Genomic DNA, 16,607 nt, shown 5'->3' with positions numbered 1-16,607 from the left:
TGGCCTTCAGACCCTCGGGGCCGGGATGCCGTAGGTCTCCGGCACGCGCCCGACGGAGACCGGCCAGGCGGCGGCGATGGCGTCCGCGCTCCAGCCGCCGTCCGCGTAGGCGACGGAGATCTCCTGCGGGTGCGACCACAGGGCCAGTTTGTCCCCGCCGATGCCGATGCACTGCCCGGTGATCGCGGCCGAGGCGTCGGAGGCGAGGAAGGTGATCAGCGGGGCGACGTCCTCCGCGGTGCCGAAGCCCTCGCCCTTGCGCAGGCTGTCGGGCAGCGGGGTGCCGTGCTGCTCCAGAGCCTCGACGTGCGGGGCGAAGACCGGGATGGTCTTGGTCATCGCCGTGGCGGCGACGGGGATCACGGCGTTGGCGGTGATACCGGCCTTGGCCAGCTCCATCGCCCAGGTGCGGACCATGGCGGCGATGCCGGCCTTGGCAGCCGCGTAGTTGGTCTGGCCGAAGTTGCCGCGCTGCCCGGCGGGGGAGCCGGCGACGATGATCCGCCCGCCCTCTCCCTGCTCGCGCATCCGCCCCACGGCTGCCCGGACGCAGGTGAAGGTGCCGCGCAGATGGACCTGGACCACGGTGTCGAAGTCCTCGTCGGTCATCTTCCACAGCACCCGATCGCGCAGCACGCCCGCGTTGGTGACCATGACGTCCAGCCGCCCGAAGGCCTCGACCGCGCGGGCGACCAGGGCCTCGGCGGCCTCGGTGGTGCCGACCGCGGCGACCTCGGCGACGGCTCGACCGCCGGCGGACTCGATCTCCTTGACGGCGGTGGCCGCCGCGTCGCCGTCCACATCGTTGACCACGACGGCCGCGCCCGCAGCGGCGAGGGCCTTGGCATAGGCGAGTCCGAGTCCGCGACCGCTGCCGGTGACGACGGCGACCTTGCCGCTCAGATCCATGGGAGTGCTCCTTGGCTAGGGGTCGGTGCGCTCAACTTAGGCAGGTTCCTGTCGGCGGTCAATGGAGCTGCCGAATATTGGCGCATCCGCACGCGGGTCGTCGGGCGCCCTACGCTGTGCCCGTGACCAGTCCCGATCTCGCCCCGCGCCCCCAGTCGCTGATGCTCACCTTCTTCGGCATCCATGTGCTCGGCCAGGACATCGCCCTGTCCTCCGCCTGCGTGATCGACGTGTTCGCGAGGATCGGCGTCACCGAGGAGGCCGTTCGCTCGACCCTCACCCGCATGGTCAACCGCGGCCTGCTCGAGCGGCACCGCCAGGGCCGGAAGATGTACTTCGCGCTGACCCCTCGCGCCGTCGCCGTACTGCAGGACGGGCACGACCGCGTCTGGCGCACCGGCGCGGTCAACCGCGACTGGGACGGCCAGTGGACGCTGGTCGGCTTCTCCCTTCCCGAGGCCTGGCGGCGCGAGCGGCACGATCTTCGCTCCCGCCTGACCTGGGGCGGCTTCGGTCCGCTGCAGAGCGGCCTGTGGGTCGCGCCGGGCATCGTGGACGTCAAAGCGCTCCTGGCGGACCTCTCCCTCGCCGCCCACCTCCGGGTGTTCCGCGGCACCGTCCTGGAGCCGACGGAGGCGGCGCAGGTGGTGGAGTCGGCCTTCGACACCGCCTCGATCGCCGCCGAGTACCACGCCTTCCTGGACCGCTGGAGCGAGCCCGACGCCGGCGGTGCGGACCCGCTGGGCGGGCAGCTGCTGCTGCACACCGACTGGCTCGAGCTGGTCCGCCGCGACCCGCACCTGCCCGCGGAACACCTGCCCGGCGACTGGCCCGCGATCCGCGCCGAGGAGCTCTTCCGCGCGCTGGCTGGGCGCTGCGCCTCCGCCGCGCGGGCGGAGGCCCAGCGAGTCCTGGACGCGATCCCGGTGCACTGACGCAATCTCCCGCGATGTCGGTCCGTGGCATGGCCAGCGGCAGATCTTGGGCAGTCTCGTGACCCTGCGACCTGAACAAGGCGATCGGCGCCGTCATCAAGGGCTTCGTCTTCAACACCGGCCAGTTCTGCATGGGCGGGCCCGGCTGCTGGTCGTCCGGCCGCTGTACGAGACGGTGCTGGGGATCCTCGCGGGGGCTGTCCCCGGCGTCCCGGTCGGCGCCCCCGGGACTTGGACACAGTGGTCGGGCCGATGGCCGGCGACCGTCTGAAGAAGGTCGAGGAGTACGTCGCCCTCGCCCGCCAGGAGGGCGGGACACCGGGGTTGGCGAGCGGCTGAAAGAGATCACGTCGCCCTCGCCCGCCAGGAGGGCGGTCGCATCGTCTGTGGCGGCGAACGCCTCGAACCGACCGGCGGCTGACCGGTCGGCCATGCCGGCCGATGACGCCCGGTCTCTGCCCCGGTCACCGAGCCCGCCTGGTCTGCCCCGGGCGCGACAGCGCCGTCCCGGGAGCGGTGCCTCTCGCCGCCCCGCACCGCCAGGCTCACCAGGCAGACCGGACCCGCATGTCCTCACCGCCTCCTCGGTCCGCCGGCGCGGTCACCGCACGACAGCGGTGCGCGGCGGCGGCCCCGTTGTGAGGACAGTGCTCCTGAGCGCTGGGGTCCCCGGCGCGTGGGGCGGTGGGGGAGTGGGGCAGTACCTGCCCAGGTGCTGGTCACGGGTGAGGGGTCGTCATGGGTGCGGATGGTCGTGTGGTTCCGCTGGTGGTGCTGTCCTCTCTGGTGGTGGCGGGGTGCTCTTCCTCGACCACTCACTCGGGTGGGGCGGGGAAGAACGGGGCGCCGTCGTCGGTTTCGGCGGTGCCCGCGGGTCGGTCGGAGAGATCCCGGTGGCTGCGGGTCCGCAGAAGACGTACACGGTGCAGCAGCAGCCGCCCGCGGGCAGCTGCCACTACCGCTCCAGGACCTGAAGTGCACCCCGGGTGCTACGTCGCCGGCGGTGCCGCAGGCGAACCTGGCTTCGACTGTCTGCCGCAAGGGCGGCTACACCAACCTCACCGACACCCGGAACGCATCCTGCACTGCATCCGGCAGACGATCGCCGACCGCGGCGAGGCCCGGCCGTGTGGGGGAGAGGCAGCGCACCTTGCTCCTTCGGGCAACCGTCGGAGTCTGGGCACCTCGGCACTCTTGCCGCCGCCTGACCAAGTGATCTGTGCGGGAACGGCCTCAGTCGGCGATGAACTCGCGGACCAGCTTGGCGAAGTCGTCCCGTTTCTCGAAGAACGCGACGTGACCGGCGTCGATCTCGGCGTAGACGCTGCCCGCGATCGCCGCGTGCAGGGCCCGGCTGTGCTCCACCGGCACGGTGGCGTCCTGAGAGCAGCCCACCACCAGCGTCGGTGCCTGGATGCGTGGCAGCAGGTGACGGATGTCCACGCGCAGATCCAGGTCGACATGGCGCAGGGTGCCGGGGGTGGGCGGCATGTTGGGCACGAGCTTCTCGACCTCGTCGCGGCCGATGGCGTTGAGGAAGCCGCGGCTGAAGCCGGTCATGGTGACGCTGCGGCCGAAGCTCTCGGCGTCCACCTGGCCGAGCCGCCGCCACAACGTGAAGAGGTTCCTCATGTATTCGTCGGCGTCGGTGTGTGCCCAGCCTGCCACTGTGATCAGGCGCCGCACGAGATCGGGCCGGGTGGCCGCGACGGCGGCGACCACGGGTGCCCCCATGGAGAAGCCCAGCAGGTCGACCGGGCGCGCCCCGGCGTCCTCGATGACGGCGATGACCTGCTGGGCCAGGCCGTCGACAGTCAGCGGCGCGCCGTCGTCAGTGGTCCGCTCGGTGCCGGAAAGGTCGGGCGTGATGACGGTGTGCCGATCGGCGAACGCGGGCACGATCTGGCCCCACGTCAGCTCGGCGCCCGCGGAGCCGGTGCCGTGGACCAGGACGAGGGTCGGTCCGGTGCCGGTCACGTCGTAGTGGACCTGGGCGTTGCCTGCGGCGACTGTTGCCATGGTCGTCTCTCCCCCTGAGGATGGGCGCGCCGGATTTAGTTGCGGCGCGGAAATGTTGATGCGAGATCATAAGCATGAGGATATTCCTCATGTCAACTATCCGCAGTGCAAGCACTCCTGCTAGCCTTCTGCCATGCCCGCACCCGATCTCTTCGACGACGCCCGCTTCACCGCCATGGGCCTGCTCCTGGAAACCCACGACGGGCTGCTCGCCCGGCTGGCGCCCAGCCTGGGAGGTATGTCGCCGCTGGACTTCGACGTCCTGGTACGGCTGAGCCGTTCACCCGGCCGGCGGCTGCGGCTGAGCGACCTGGCCGCCCAGACCTCCCTCTCGACCAGCGGAGTGACCCGTGTCGTCGACCGCCTCCAGCGCCGCGGCGAGGTCCGGCGCGAGGCCCGCGTCGACGACCGCCGCAGCACCTACGCCGTGCTGACCGCCGAGGGCGTGGACCTCCTGGAGCGGATCCTTCCCGGCCATCTCAAGGCGATCGAGCACTGGTTCACCAGTCGGCTGACCGCCGAACAACTCGACGCGCTGAACAGCGCTCTGCGCATCGTCCGCGACGCTGTCCATCCGAACGCCGCCGCACACTGAGCCCAATCGAGCGCAGACGCCACGTGTCGCGGCGCGCAGCCCACGAGGCGGATCGGGGTGGTGGGCGGGCAGCTCGCGAGGTCAGCATGCTGTCGACCGTCTCCCCGGGCTCGAGCAGGTCCGGCACCACCAGCGAGGCGGCCTTCCCCTCACCGGGCTGCATCCGCAGTGCCCGGCCCCCGGCCTAGACGAGGTCGGGCATAGAGCCGCAGACGCCAGCGAAGTAGACGCAGTCGCAGTTCCTGGTGTCGAAGCCCTCGCCAAGCACCCGCACCGAGCCCAGGAAGCTCTTCTCCATGACCGCGCCGTCCCTGGCGATCCCGGCCGCGAACTCGCCGAGCACTCGACGCTGGTGGCGCGGCTTGTGCTCGCCGCACAGCCAGTCGGCCCACACCACACGCGGGACAGCTCAGGATCCGCACTGTGCAGTCGGCCGACGACGCGGGGGAGGCCGGCCGCGAGGCTTCGGCCTCGTTGACGACGCGGTGGCAGACCAGCGTCCTGCAAAACCCTTCCTCGGCCGACGCCACAAGCGCCGGCTGGAGCGCGGCGAGCCGCGCCCCGCGCACCTCATCCGAGCGGCCCTCAGCGCCCAGGAACTGGGCGGCTTGAAGCTGGGTGCCGGTGACGGCGACCGGGCTGCACCTGAAGCTGGTCTGTCACCGCCCCCGTCTGCCGGCCACCCTGCAGCGGGCCCTGCACCGCGTCCCGCACACCATCACCGAGGGGCTTAACGCCGCCCCGGCGGGGCTTCGGGCCGCCCGCCGAGGCCCCGCCCGCACCCTCCCGCCGGACCGCGAACCGCTGGATCACGCTGCCGGCCCTTGAGCGGTTCGACTCTCTCGACAGTTCCAGCCATTGCATCGGCACCTGTACTCCGCCGATGATCAAAGCGAGACACCGGCCCAAGCCCCGACCGCGCACCGAGCCCACCCTGAGCAAGATCCCCGTCGGTGTCGTACAGCACGAAGTACACCGGACCGGCGGAGGAGTCGGGGCGGATCTGGCGCGAGCGGATCAGCGGGATCACCGTGTTGCGGACAGCGTCGTGCACGCTGTCGTTGACTGTGTGGCCCGGGGCGGTGAGCGTGTCCGCCTTCACCGTCCACCGAGGGCCCTGGCGCTCCGCCCCGACGAACACCGCGCGCTGTTGCTCGGCCCGCCGGTATGCGGCGTTGTAGGCATCGACGCCGGTGGCGTCCGGGATCAGGCCGGCGGGGCACGGAACGGGCGGCGGCCGCATGAACAGCATCGTGCCAGGCAGCGCCCAGGGCTGTACGGCCGACTGCATGCGCGAGGCGGCTGCCGGACCGGACAGCCGCCTCGCTCTACGCTCTCCTGCCCGCTCAGCCGCGGACGATGTTCTGTGCCTGTGGGCCCTTCTGGCCCTGGCCGATGTCGAACGTGACGTGCTCACCCTCGATCAGCTCACGGTACCCGCTGCCCTTGATCTCGGAGTAGTGCGCGAAGACGTCCGGACCCCCGCCGTCCTGCTCGATGAAGCCGAAACCCTTTTCGGCGTTGAACCACTTCACGGTGCCGCTGGCCATACCGGTTGATCCTTCACTCATGCCCAGGAACAGCCCTACGACCGGGCATGCTCCGGCTCGCGCAACCACACGAACCAACAGCCGTTGTACCCCGCAACGCCACTTCCATACGGCCGCCGACACGACCAAGGAACCAGATGTTCGCCTGGGGGCGATCGGATCGCGTAGCCGTCACACGGCCGGCGCCGCCCCTTCGCGTTCCCACCCACGCGGCCGTACGGCACCGACCGGAGCAGAACACCTGGTCAGAGTGGGTGAAGTAGCGGGGGGGAGAGAGACGGTTGCCGCACACCGGGCAGGTGGGCCCGCTCCCTACAGCCATACCTACGGTCTACGCCCCTCGCCGCCCGTGCACACCGGCCTGTTTTCCACCGCACGGCGCGTGACCTTGCGGCCCGGCTGGGTGTTGAGCTGGTGACGCGCGTTGGTCTGGACGCCCCACGTCGGGCCGGTGCGGTCCGCGGCCCTTCGATTCCGCGCTCTGGCGTCGGGGCCGCGTCAGCTTCCCCCCGAGGCCCACAAGGTCCTGATCATCCCCGAGCGGTCAGCGCCCCGGCCAGCGGCATCTGGTCGGCATCGACGTCAGTATGGCCTTCGCCGCCGGCGCGAACGGGCTCGACGTCGGCCTCGGTGAGGCGACGCACGTCAAGGCCCCGCGTTCGACCCGAAGCTGCCCGGCTCGTGGCTGGTCGACCTGTCCCACGTCGACCTGTCGAAGGTGAAGGTCGGCAAGGAGTGGGTGGAGCTGGACGGCTCGCTGCTGCCCAGCCCGTTCACGCCGAAGGGCGAGCGCCCGCAAGGGCCGGCCCGGTACGCGACGCCCACTGTCGCCTACGCCCAGGAGCTCGGCTACGAGGTGCGGCCGATCGAGGCGTGGGTCCGCTACGAGAACGGCCGCTACCTGGACGGCCGGTACAACCGGCTCCGCGACGCCTACCTCGCCACGATGGACGGCTACAAGGAACGCGACCCGGACCTGGCGATCGTCGTCTCGGCGATCAAGGCGACGGTCAAGGGCGGCCTGGGCAAGCTGCGCGAACGGCCCCGGGGCGAAGGCTGGCGGGCGGGGGAGCCGTGGCGGGCCCTGTCCCGCCCGACCTGGCGGCCGGACATCCGCGCGGCGGCCATCTCCCGCACCCGGATCAACCTCCACCGCAAGATCGTCAAGCACGCCGCGTTCACCGGCCAGTACCCGGTCGCGCCCGGGAGCGGTTCAACGCCCCGGAACTCAACCTCGCCCGGTACATCAAGGACGGCACCGTCACCGACGTCGACCACGGAGAGTAGGAGTAGGCCACGGTGAGCCTGTTCGGGGACGGCCTGGAGAAGGCGGTGCAGAGGGCGTTCACCCCCCGGCGCCGGAGTCGGCCGGTGCGCAGATGCGGTACCTGGTCAAGCAGCTCAAGGGCACGAAGGCGGTCGCCCAGATGCTGCGGGTCTCCCAGCGCACCGTCGAGCGGTACGGGAAGGACCAGATCAAGAAGCCGCGCCCGGACCTCGCCGCGCGCCTGGAGCGCGAGGTGAAGAGGCGGTGGCAGCCGCAGATCCGCGCCAACGCCCGGCAGCAGGCGGCGACGACCGGCGGCATCGTCATCGACACCCGTGCGCGCATCGGCTACACCGCGCCGATCGGGTCGACGGACGAGGACCGCGTCCGGCACCTGATCGTCGCCCTGCCGCCCGCCTTTTCGAGGCCCAGGAGCGGGGCGCCACCGACCAGCAGCTCCAGCAGATCGTGGCCGAAGGGCTCAAGGAGGTGTACTTCCAGGACGGCGGCCGCCGCGCCGGCAGCCTGGAAGAGGTCCGGTTCACGGACGTCCAGCACCTGGAGTTCGGCCTGTAGCCGCCGCACCCCGAACAGCCCGCGAGCCCCGGTGCGACTGAGCGCTTCACCTGGCAAGTTAGCGTTCGAACTGGCCAGCGGTGCTTTCCGCGCGAGGACGGTGCGCTCCGATGCTCCGCCAGAACTCGCGGAGGGCGGTGACGAGTGCCTCGGGAGCCTCTTCGGCGATGTGGTGCCCGGAGACGATCGGACCACCGACCAGCCGGTCGCCCGCCCAGTCGCGCCAGACGCTTCTCACGTCGCCGTACAGGTCGGCCATGTCGTCACGGGTGGCCCACAGGACCTGCAGCGGGGAGCCGATGCGTCGCCCGGTCTGCCGGTCGGCGTCGTCGTGCTCACGGTCGACACCGAGTCCGGCTCGGTAGTCCTCGCACATGGCGTGCACGGTGGCCGGGTCGTGGATCGCGCGGCGGTAGTCCTCGTACGCTTCGGTGCCCATCTGCTCGGGTGTGGCCTTGTACCAGGCGTCGGGGTCGGCGTTGATGATGCGTTCGGCGGGCTTGTCGGTCTGTCCGAGGAAGAACCAGTGCCACCAGCTTTCGGCGAACGTGGCGTCGCAGCGCTGCAGTGCCTCCCCGATGGGGACGGCGTCCAGCACGCTGACGGCGGACACGGCCTCCGGATGGTCCAGGGCGAGGCGGGTGGCCACGTACGCGCCCCGGTCGTGTCCGACGACGGCGAACCGTTCGTGCCCCAGTTGGCGCATGACCGCCAGGCAGTCCCCGGCCATGGCCCGTTTGGAGTACGGGCTGTGCCGCTCGTCGGTCGGCGGCTTTTCGGATTCGCCGTAGCCGCGCAGGTCGGGGCAGACCACGGTGTGACCTGATGTGACAAGCAGCGGAGCGACGCGGTGCCAGGTCACGTGCGTGCGCGGGTGGCCATGCAAGAGCAACACCGCTGGCCCACTGCCGCCGTAACGCACCCGCAGCTGCGCCCCGTTCCCTTCAACTCGAGTCAGCTGGAACCCCTCGAACATGGCCTCCCTTGTATGGGACCTCCAGCTCCTCTGCCCCAGAGCACTCGGACCATGCGAGGGTCGCTCGCGCGGTGGAGTAGGCCGCGCTCAACTGGCCAACTGACGCGCTCAGTCACAACTGGGCCTTCTTGGGTGAACACCTGCACAGGTGGCGGTACCGTTCCCAACGTGCCCTGCGGGCAGTACGGAGTGCCGCGTTCCGTTGGAGCACTGGCCGGCCCTGACGGCCTGGCCAAGGCCCCGTGCGGCAGGAGGAGGGGAGGTGTCAGTTTCATGATCGGCCCTATCGCCCCTCGAGTACGGCGGATCACTCGCCGCGATGTGATCCTGCGCGGAGAGGAGGTCGGTGCCGGACCGACCTTCCTGCTCCTTCACGCCGGTGGCGAACGCCGTCAGGTGTGGGGACCGGTCAGCGAGGTCCTCGTCGATGCCGGGTACCGGTGTGTGGCCTTCGACCAGCGAGGCCACGGCGACAGCGAGGGCAGTGCTCGCACGCTGTCCGCGTGCGCGGACGACGTCGCCGCGATGGTGCACACCGAGCCACCGGAAAGCGTGGTCGTCGGTGCCTCACTCGGCGGGCTCGCCGCCATCGCCGCTCTCGCGGATCCGGCAGTGCGAGCCAGGGTGGCGGGGCTGGTGCTGGTCGACGTCGTACCCTGCCTCGACCCCTCCAGGGTCCGCCGCTTCCTCGCTTCCGTCGGCCCGCTCGGCGCCCACACCGAACTCGTCGAGGACATCCTCGCCCGGGTCCCACGACTACGGCAGGTCACCGCGGAACTCGACCTGCCCCTCCTGCTCGTCCATGGCGACAACGGCTCGTCGCTCACCGACGAGGACATCGACCAGTTGCTGCACCTGGCTCCTCACACCACAGTCCGGCCCATCCGTGGCGCCGGGCACCTCATCGCCCGCAATCAGCCCGTGGCCTTGGCCCAAGCAGTCATCGCCACCACCACCGCCTGGCGGTGAGCACGCCGCTGGTTTCCGGTACCCCGCCAAGGAGGGTGACGTCATCGCAGGCAAGGCCGGCGCAGGGTCGGCGGCTAGTCCGTGCGCCTTCCTGCATCCCGCGGTCGGAGTCGCGCTCCTCGTAGGACTGGCCGTGGTCGGCCTCCTCCACACCCTGATGCGGTGACCCTGGTATCCGATCTAGGCCTGGAGCCCCCTCTATGTAGTGCGCTGGCGCGGGTACAGGGTCGGCGGCTTGTCGGGCGGGTTGGCGAGCATCCGGCGGACGGTTTCAGGGCGCCAGCGTTCTGCGCGCTTGGGCCGAATGCCTTCGAACTCCAGTACGGCGGCAATCTCGCGGAAGGACAGTTCGTCCTCGTCCCGGAGCTGGCGGGCGCGGGCGCGGCCGGCCTGCTCTGCTTCCTCCTCGGCCAGCTCCTTCTGGTGGGCCCGCCATCCGTACGGCGGGGCGCCGTAGGCGTATCCGCCCTGTTCGGCGTTCTCGCGTCGCCCGTGGCGGAGTCGGGCGGCGATCAGCGACCGCTACAACTGGGCAACGACGCCCATCATCTGGCGCATGACGGTACGCATCGGGTCGTCCGGGTCGTCTGTGTGGACTTCCCCGGAGTCCGCGGGAAGGCGCGGCCGCCGTGCTTCCAGATCTGGGCCAGGATGGCTTCCTGGAAGACGAGGGTGCGGGCGAACCTGTCGCGGCAGGCTTCCCGGCACGAGGACCTGGCCGCCGATGAGCGCAGCCGAGCGGAGCTCGCCTGTTTGAGGAGGCTTGTCCGTCGCTGGTGTCGTGGGATCAGCCCATCTGAGGTCGGGCCAGGCCGTGGTCGTAGGCGAAGATCACCGCTTGGATGCGGTCGCGGGCGCCGATCTTGGACAGGACGCGGCCGACATGCGTCTTCACCGTGGACTCCGACAGGACGAAGCGCGTGGCGATCTCGCCGTTGGACCAGCCCTTGCCGATGGCCACGAGGATCTCTCGTTCGCGGTCGGTGAGGGAGGCCAAGCGTGGATCCTTCGCAGAGCCGTTGCCTCCGGAGGGTACGAGACGGGCGAACTCGTGCAGCAGGCGGCGGGTGAGAGCGGGTGCGATCACCGCGTCGCCCACTGCCACGGCCCGGATGCCAGCGAGGAGTTCTTCGGGGCGGGCGTCCTTGAGGAGGAACCCGCTGGCTCCGGCGCGCAGGGCCGCGTACACGTACTCGTCGATGTCGAAGGTGGTCAGGACGAGGACGCGGGAGCGATCGCCGGCGGCGACAATCCGGCGGGTGGCCTCGATGCCGTCCATGCCGGGCATACGTACGTCCATGAGGACGACGTCGGGACGCAGCTCGGCCGCCATGCGCACCGCCTCCGCTCCATGCCCGGCTTCGCCGACCACCTCCGTCTCGGGCACGGAGTCCAGCAGCATGCGGAAGCCGTACCGCTGGAGCGGCTGGTCGTCCACGATCAGCACGGTGGTCACCGGGCACCGCCCTGGGGGGTGAGGTCGAGGTCGGCCCGCACCGTCCAGCCGGCGCCCGCGGGGTTCGCGCTGACGTGCCCTCCGTAGAGCGCCGCTCGTTCTCGCATGCCCACCAGGCCGTGTCCTTCCTCGTTCGCGGTACGGGGGCGGCCGGCCGGGGCGGGCGGGCCGGTGTCCTGGACGGTGACGGTCAGCCGGGTGTCCTCCAGGACGATCGCCACGTTCGCACGCGCCCCGGTCCCGGCGTGTTTCAGGGTGTTCGTCAGGGCCTCCTGCACGATGCGGTAGACCGTGAGCTGCACCCCGCTGTCCAGGGCGTCGATGTCTCCGGCCGTACGGTAGACGACCTCCAGGCCGGCGGTGCGCACTCCCTCGCACAGCGCGTCGATGTCTGTGAGACCGGGCTGCGGGCTCAGCTCGGGCTCGGCCGGCGGACCGTCGGCCTCGCGCAGGACGCCGAGCACCCGGCGCAGTTCGCCCAGGGCCTGGCGGCCGGTGTCCCCGATGAGGTGCAGCGCCTCCTTGCCCCGTTCCGGAGCGACGCCGGCGGCGTAGGCCCCGGCGTCGGCGAGGGTGATGATGACGGACAGGTTGTGCCCGACGATGTCGTGCATCTCCCGAGCCACCCGGGCCCGTTCGGCGGCGACGGCGAGTCTGCCGCGCTGGTCGCGTTCGATCTCCAGCCGAGCCGCGCGGTCTCGCAGCCCGGCCAGCTGGGCCCGCCGGATGCGGATCACCAGGCCGAGCGCGAGCGCCGCGGTCGCCGTGCTGAGCAGGAAGAACAGTGCGTCCCCGACCGACACCGCTGCCGACACCCGCGCCGCGACCAGGCCCAGCGCACCCGCGCTGATCGCGCAGGCCCAGGGCAGCTGCCGCAGCCGCCCGTGCAGGGCGAGACTGTACAAGGCGACGAAGAGGGCGACGTCCGCACGGAGGGCGGCGCCGAGGGACCACTGGAGGACGAACACCGCGGCGACGGCGCCGAAGGCGACTGCGGGCGCCCGACGGCGCCACAGCAGGGGCAGCACCAGCCCGGCCTGCACTGTGAGCATGCCCGCCACCGGCAACCGGGTGAACACGACACGGAGGCGGTGTGGGCCCTCGCCGTCACCGTCCCCGCCGATCACGCCCATCGCATGCAGGAGGTCCGGCAGACAGAACAGCAGGAAGACCCCGGCCACCACCGCGCTGTCCAGCACCCACGGTCGCGCCCGGTCGGCATGCCGGAACCGCTGGCCGGCCCGGCCGAGCCGGGCGACCAGCGGTCCCATTCCGCTGAGATCTTCGGTGGTCATGGAGGTCACCGGACCATGATGCGGGTGGCTGCCGCTCAGACGTCGCTGCGCAGCAGCCGGTACGCCGCACCGGCCAGCGCCAGCGCCGTCCAGCCGAGGAAGACCAGCAGCCCGGTGCCCGGTGACAAGGTGGTCGAGTCATGGGTCAGGGCGAAGATCGACTCGCCCGCGTTGCTGGGGAGGTAGGGGCTGATGTCGCCCTGCCAGGAGCTGGGCAGCAGGGAGACCAGCCCGGGGACGAGCATGAGCGCGGCCACCAGGACCGAGATGCCACCGGCCACCGACCGCAGCAGCGCGCCCAGGGCGGTGCCGATCACCCCGACCAAGCCCAGGTACAGCCCGGCCCCCAGCAGACTGCGGACGACGCCGGCGTGGCCGAGGCCCATGGCGGCGGGTGTGCCGGAGACGATCCGGCTGCCGATGAGGAAGGCGACGAACGCGCCCACGGTCGCGATCACCAGCGCGACCAGCCCGTACACCGCCGCCTTGGACCACAGTACGGGCAGTCGGCGCGGCACGGCGGCCAGCGTCGAGCGGATCATGCCGGTGGAGTACTCACCCGCCGTGACCAGAACGCCGAGCACCCCTAGGGCGAGCTGGGCGAAGTTCGTGCCGAAGAGGGACAGGCTCGCGGCGGTAGCGGTGGCGAAGTCGCGGTCCATGTGACGGCCGGAGCCGAGATTGGACTTGTAGTGGCTCGCGGCGATGACGCCGAAAGCCACGAGGAACACCAGGCCCAGGCCGAGGGTGATCCAGGTGGAGCGCAGGGACCAGAGCTTGGACCACTCCGAGGCCAGCACGCGTCGTCCGGTCACCCGGCGGACGGGCCGTGACGCGGCCGCGGCGGTCTCGGGGGTCTTAGAAGTCTTCGGAGTTGCCGTGAGGGTGCTCATGCCGCGCTCCCGGAGGTCTCAGTGCCGGTCGTGGAGCCGTGGTACTCCACGGCGTCCCGGGTCAGTTCCATGAACGCCTCCTCGAGCGACACCGCCTTGGTGGTGAGCTCGAACAGGGGGATGCCGTGCTCGGCCGCCTTCAGGCCGATCTCCCGAGCGGGGACGCCGGTCACCTGCAGTTCCTCCGAGCCGATGCGCCCGGTGATCTCCACACCCGGCCCCGCCAGCACGTCCCGCAGTCGCGCGGGATCGTTCGTCGCGACGCGCACGGTGTCGCCGCCGGCCTCGCGGACCAGGTCCTGCACGGTGGTGTCGGCCAGCAGTCGCCCCCGTCCGACGACGATGAGGTGATCGGCCACCAGCGCCACCTCGCTCATCAGATGCGAGGAGACGAACACCGTGCGTCCCTCGGCCGCGAGGGAGGTGAGCAGGTTGCGGATCCACAGGACGCCTTCGGGATCCAGTCCGTTGACGGGCTCGTCCAGCATCACGGTCTGCGGGTCGCCGAGCAGGGCGGCCGCGATGCCCAGCCGCTGGCCCATGCCGAGCGAGAAGGCACCGGCCCGCTTCTTCGCGACGCTGCCGAGACCGGCGAGTTCGACGACCTCGTCGACCCGGCGCCGCGGGATGCCGTGGGTGAGCGCCAGGGCACGCAGGTGGTTGTGGGCCGAGCGGCCGGGGTGGACCGACTTCGCCTCCAGCAGCGCGCCCACCTCCTGCAACGGCGCCTTGTGGCGGGCGTAGCGCTGCCCGTTCACCGTCACGGAGCCGCCGGTCGGCGCGTCCAGTCCGACGATCATGCGCATCGTCGTGGACTTGCCCGCACCGTTGGGACCCAGGAATCCGGTCACCGTGCCCGGCTTCACGGTGAAATCCAGCCCGTCGACGGCTGTCTTCTCCCCGTACCTCTTGGTGAGCTGCTGTGCCTCGATCATTCGCGTTCTCTCCCTCGGACTCGGCGCCCGGACGCCCGACGCCTCCTTTCTCACGCTAGGGCCGTGACCTGCCGGTTCCGGTGGTACCAGGGGGCTGAACAGCACCGGTCAGGTGGTACCGGGGTACTACGACCCGGCGGTGCGCACGGCGCGCCTGTGTTGCTGTGCTGCGGCCGGGTGAAGCGGGGGCTGGCCTGCCTACGTCCCCTCGGACGCCTGTCCGGGTTCCGCGGCGGCGTGGATGAGCTGGCGAAGGGCGCCGTAGTAGACCTCATGGTCGACGACGGCGGGCAGGACGGCGCCGAGCTGTCCGGTGAGTACCGGGAACTCCTCTGGGTCGAGCGCGGCCAGCGCGCGCCGGGTGGCGGCCTGGGCGGCCTTGGGGTCGCGGTGGTTGACGAAGCTCGCGCTGCCGAGGGTGAGCAGATACAGCCGCCGGTAGGTGATGATCGCCTGCTGGGGTGTCATGCCGGCGGCGAGGGAGTCGGCGAGTTGCGGTTCCACCAGGCGTTTCAGCAGCTGCGGGCCGAGCCAGGGGCGGTCGCCGCGCAGGGCGACGAGGCCCGGATGGTCTGTCAGCACCTGGTACAGCGCGGTGAACGCTGTTCGGTGGCGCTCGCCCAGTCGGTGCCCGGTTCGATCTCCGGCAGGCTGGCGGCGAGGTGGTCGGTCACCAGGTCCAGCAGGCCGCCAGGTCGGTGCAGCGGCGCTGGAGGGAGGCGACGGAGATGTCCAGCGCGGCGGCCAGTGTGCGGAAGCTGAGTGCGGCGGGCCCTTCCTGATCGACTATCAGCAGGGCTTGCTCAGCGATCCGTTCGGGTGTCGCGCGCTTCGACCGGGGACTGCGCCTCGCGAGGGAGGCCGGCCGTCCGGCTGACGCCCCTCGGTGGACCGCGGCGCGCGACGCGATCCTCGAACAGGTGGTGGAGCGGGGCTGGAACGAGAAGGAGCAGGCCCTCGTCCAGCACTACGGAAGCGATGTCCTCGACGCGTCGCTGTTGCTCATTCCGCGCGCCGGGTTCCTGGCGCTCAGAACAGCGAGCTGGCTGTCCACCCTGGACGCGATGTAGCGCACACTGGTGTCGGACAGTCTCGTCTACCGCTATGACCCCGCTGCCTCCCCGGACGGCCTGCGGGGCTCCGAAGGCACGTTCAGTCTCTGCACCTTCCTCTCTGCGGACGCTCTCGCCCGCGCCGGGCGGATTCGTTCGGCGCGCTATGCCTTCGGGAAGTCGCAGACGTATGCCAACCCCGTCGGCTTGTTCGCGGAGGAAATCGCCCCCAGCGGCGAGCAGTTGGGCAACTTCCCGCAGGCTTTCACCCATCTGTCGCTGATCATGGCCGCCCCCCTGGACGACGCACTCGACCAGCAGCGCGGCTGAGAGCCAGCGACAGCGGTTCGTTCAGCCTCCGGTGGCGAAGCCGGGGAAGAGGGTCATGCCGCCGTCCACGTAGAGGGTGGTGCCCACCACGTAGTCCATGAGGTCAGAGGCGAGCCCGACGGCCGCGTGGGCGATGTCCTCCGGATCACCGACGCGCCCGTAAGGGATCAGCTGCAACAGGCCCTTCTCGGCCTCGGGAGTGTCCCAGGCATCGCGATTGATGGGCGTCCTGATGGCTCCCGGAGCAATCGCGTTCACCCTGATCCTGTGGGGCGCGAGCTCCTGCGCGAGTGTCGCCATCATCATCTGTACACCGCCCTTGGAGGCCGCGTAGTTGACGTGACCGGCCCAAGGGATGAGCTGGTGCACCGAACTCATACAGATGATCTTCCCGGCGGCTCGCGACACCTCCGGGACGACCCCCCGTCTCAGGAACTCCTTCGTCGCCTCACGCGCGCACAGGAACTGGCCGGTGAGGTTGACGGCCAGTACCTTCTGCCACTGGGCCGTCGTCATCTCGGTGAACGCGGCGTCGCGCTGCAGCCCGGCGTTGGCCACGAGGATGTCGATGGTCCCGAACTCCTGAACCATCCGCTCGATCATCGCGACGACCTGGTCCTCCTGCGACACATCGGCCTCGTACGCCGCAGCGCGTACGCCGAACCCGGAGATCTCCTCGACCACCTCCTCGGCCTCTTCGCGTCCGGCGACGTAGTTCACGACCACGTCGGCTCCGGCGCGTCCCAGGCCGATGGCCGTCGCCTTGCCGATGCCCGAGTTCGCGCCGGTGACCAGTGCCTTCTGGCCTTTCAGCAGCTGCGCGGGAATGACGCCCTGCGGGGCTCCCTGA

Annotated in this window: 16 protein-coding genes and 4 pseudogenes; 7 read left to right on the top strand and 13 right to left on the bottom strand. The window is 70.8% G+C overall.

What is annotated here, in order from left to right; genetic code table 11:
- Window positions 1-6 precede the first annotated feature (6 nt).
- A complete protein-coding gene (locus tag ACWCV9_RS33725; protein ID WP_450792316.1) occupies window positions 7-909 on the bottom strand; it encodes an SDR family oxidoreductase in 903 nt (300 codons plus the stop codon).
- A gap of 116 nt (window positions 910-1,025) precedes the next feature.
- On the opposite strand from ACWCV9_RS33725, the gene ACWCV9_RS33720 reads away from it, so the two are divergent.
- Entirely contained in the window at window positions 1,026-1,844 is an 819-nt protein-coding gene (locus ACWCV9_RS33720; protein WP_450792314.1) for a PaaX family transcriptional regulator, read from the top strand.
- A 68-nt stretch (window positions 1,845-1,912) separates the two neighbouring features.
- Window positions 1,913-2,262, top strand: a pseudogene (locus ACWCV9_RS33715) (aldehyde dehydrogenase family protein); the annotation flags it as partial.
- Window positions 2,263-3,077: 815 nt separating this feature from the next.
- Here ACWCV9_RS33715 and ACWCV9_RS33710 read toward each other — a convergent pair.
- Entirely contained in the window at window positions 3,078-3,863 is a 786-nt protein-coding gene (locus tag ACWCV9_RS33710; RefSeq protein WP_450792312.1) for an alpha/beta fold hydrolase, read from the bottom strand.
- Window positions 3,864-3,996: 133 nt separating this feature from the next.
- Between ACWCV9_RS33710 and ACWCV9_RS33705 the strand changes: the two genes are divergently transcribed.
- Window positions 3,997-4,458 (top strand): MarR family winged helix-turn-helix transcriptional regulator, encoded by a 462-nt coding sequence (locus tag ACWCV9_RS33705; RefSeq protein ID WP_450792310.1) that lies wholly within the window; start codon window positions 3,997-3,999, stop codon window positions 4,456-4,458.
- A 184-nt stretch (window positions 4,459-4,642) separates the two neighbouring features.
- On the opposite strand, the gene ACWCV9_RS33700 is transcribed toward ACWCV9_RS33705, so the two are convergent.
- The 3 genes from ACWCV9_RS33700 to ACWCV9_RS33690 all read right to left on the bottom strand — a co-directional run bounded on the left by ACWCV9_RS33700 (window position 4,643) and on the right by ACWCV9_RS33690 (window position 6,008).
- Entirely contained in the window at window positions 4,643-4,855 is a 213-nt protein-coding gene (locus ACWCV9_RS33700; protein ID WP_450792309.1) for a hypothetical protein, read from the bottom strand.
- 333 nt (window positions 4,856-5,188) lie between these two features.
- Window positions 5,189-5,749, bottom strand: a complete 561-nt coding sequence (locus ACWCV9_RS33695; RefSeq protein ID WP_450792308.1) for a hypothetical protein — start codon at window positions 5,747-5,749, stop codon at window positions 5,189-5,191.
- Between the two features lie 55 nt (window positions 5,750-5,804).
- Window positions 5,805-6,008 (bottom strand): cold-shock protein, encoded by a 204-nt coding sequence (locus ACWCV9_RS33690; RefSeq protein ID WP_450792307.1) that lies wholly within the window; start codon window positions 6,006-6,008, stop codon window positions 5,805-5,807.
- Between the two features lie 560 nt (window positions 6,009-6,568).
- Here ACWCV9_RS33690 and ACWCV9_RS33685 point away from each other — a divergent pair.
- Together ACWCV9_RS33685 and tpg are read left to right on the top strand one after the other, a co-directional pair.
- Window positions 6,569-7,295 (top strand): annotated as a pseudogene (locus ACWCV9_RS33685) (telomere-associated protein Tap); the annotation flags it as partial.
- 12 nt (window positions 7,296-7,307) lie between these two features.
- Window positions 7,308-7,851, top strand: a pseudogene (tpg, locus tag ACWCV9_RS33680) (telomere-protecting terminal protein Tpg).
- A 58-nt stretch (window positions 7,852-7,909) separates the two neighbouring features.
- Here the strand turns inward: tpg and ACWCV9_RS33675 are convergent.
- Entirely contained in the window at window positions 7,910-8,827 is a 918-nt protein-coding gene (locus ACWCV9_RS33675) for an alpha/beta fold hydrolase (protein WP_450792306.1), read from the bottom strand.
- Between the two features lie 273 nt (window positions 8,828-9,100).
- Between ACWCV9_RS33675 and ACWCV9_RS33670 the strand changes: the two genes are divergently transcribed.
- Entirely contained in the window at window positions 9,101-9,796 is a 696-nt protein-coding gene (locus tag ACWCV9_RS33670; protein ID WP_450792305.1) for an alpha/beta fold hydrolase, read from the top strand.
- A gap of 198 nt (window positions 9,797-9,994) precedes the next feature.
- Here ACWCV9_RS33670 and ACWCV9_RS33665 read toward each other — a convergent pair whose 3' ends face one another.
- The 6 genes from ACWCV9_RS33665 to ACWCV9_RS33640 form a co-directional block, all read right to left on the bottom strand.
- Window positions 9,995-10,144 (bottom strand): recombinase family protein, encoded by a 150-nt coding sequence (locus tag ACWCV9_RS33665; RefSeq protein ID WP_450792350.1) that lies wholly within the window; start codon window positions 10,142-10,144, stop codon window positions 9,995-9,997.
- Between the two features lie 439 nt (window positions 10,145-10,583).
- Window positions 10,584-11,252, bottom strand: coding sequence for a response regulator (locus ACWCV9_RS33660; RefSeq protein WP_450792303.1), 669 nt, complete (start codon window positions 11,250-11,252; stop codon window positions 10,584-10,586).
- Window positions 11,249-12,547 (bottom strand): sensor histidine kinase, encoded by a 1,299-nt coding sequence (locus tag ACWCV9_RS33655; protein ID WP_450792301.1) that lies wholly within the window; start codon window positions 12,545-12,547, stop codon window positions 11,249-11,251. Before ACWCV9_RS33655 ends, ACWCV9_RS33660 begins: the two co-directional genes overlap by 4 nt.
- A 35-nt stretch (window positions 12,548-12,582) precedes the next feature.
- Window positions 12,583-13,440: an ABC transporter permease gene (locus ACWCV9_RS33650; protein WP_450792299.1), complete on the bottom strand. Its 858-nt coding sequence runs from the start codon at window positions 13,438-13,440 to the stop codon at window positions 12,583-12,585.
- Window positions 13,437-14,375: an ATP-binding cassette domain-containing protein gene (locus ACWCV9_RS33645; protein ID WP_385845375.1), complete on the bottom strand. Its 939-nt coding sequence runs from the start codon at window positions 14,373-14,375 to the stop codon at window positions 13,437-13,439. Before ACWCV9_RS33645 ends, ACWCV9_RS33650 begins: the two co-directional genes overlap by 4 nt.
- Window positions 14,376-14,573: 198 nt before the next feature.
- On the bottom strand, window positions 14,574-14,957 hold the full coding sequence (locus ACWCV9_RS33640; RefSeq protein ID WP_450792297.1) for a hypothetical protein: 384 nt from the start codon (window positions 14,955-14,957) through the stop codon (window positions 14,574-14,576).
- Between the two features lie 242 nt (window positions 14,958-15,199).
- Here ACWCV9_RS33640 and ACWCV9_RS33635 point away from each other — a divergent pair.
- A pseudogene (locus ACWCV9_RS33635) lies at window positions 15,200-15,757 on the top strand (glycoside hydrolase family 15 protein); the annotation flags it as partial.
- 21 nt (window positions 15,758-15,778) lie between these two features.
- Here the strand turns inward: ACWCV9_RS33635 and ACWCV9_RS33630 are convergent.
- Window positions 15,779-16,573 carry an SDR family oxidoreductase gene (locus ACWCV9_RS33630; protein ID WP_450792348.1) on the bottom strand — a complete coding sequence of 265 codons (795 nt, stop codon included), beginning with the start codon at window positions 16,571-16,573 and terminating at the stop codon, window positions 15,779-15,781.
- Window positions 16,574-16,607 lie beyond the last annotated feature (34 nt).

Source organism: Streptomyces sp. NPDC001606 (assembly GCF_053596835.1).
Note: the sequence above shows the minus strand (reverse complement) of the source record. Positions and strands in the feature narration are given on the sequence as shown.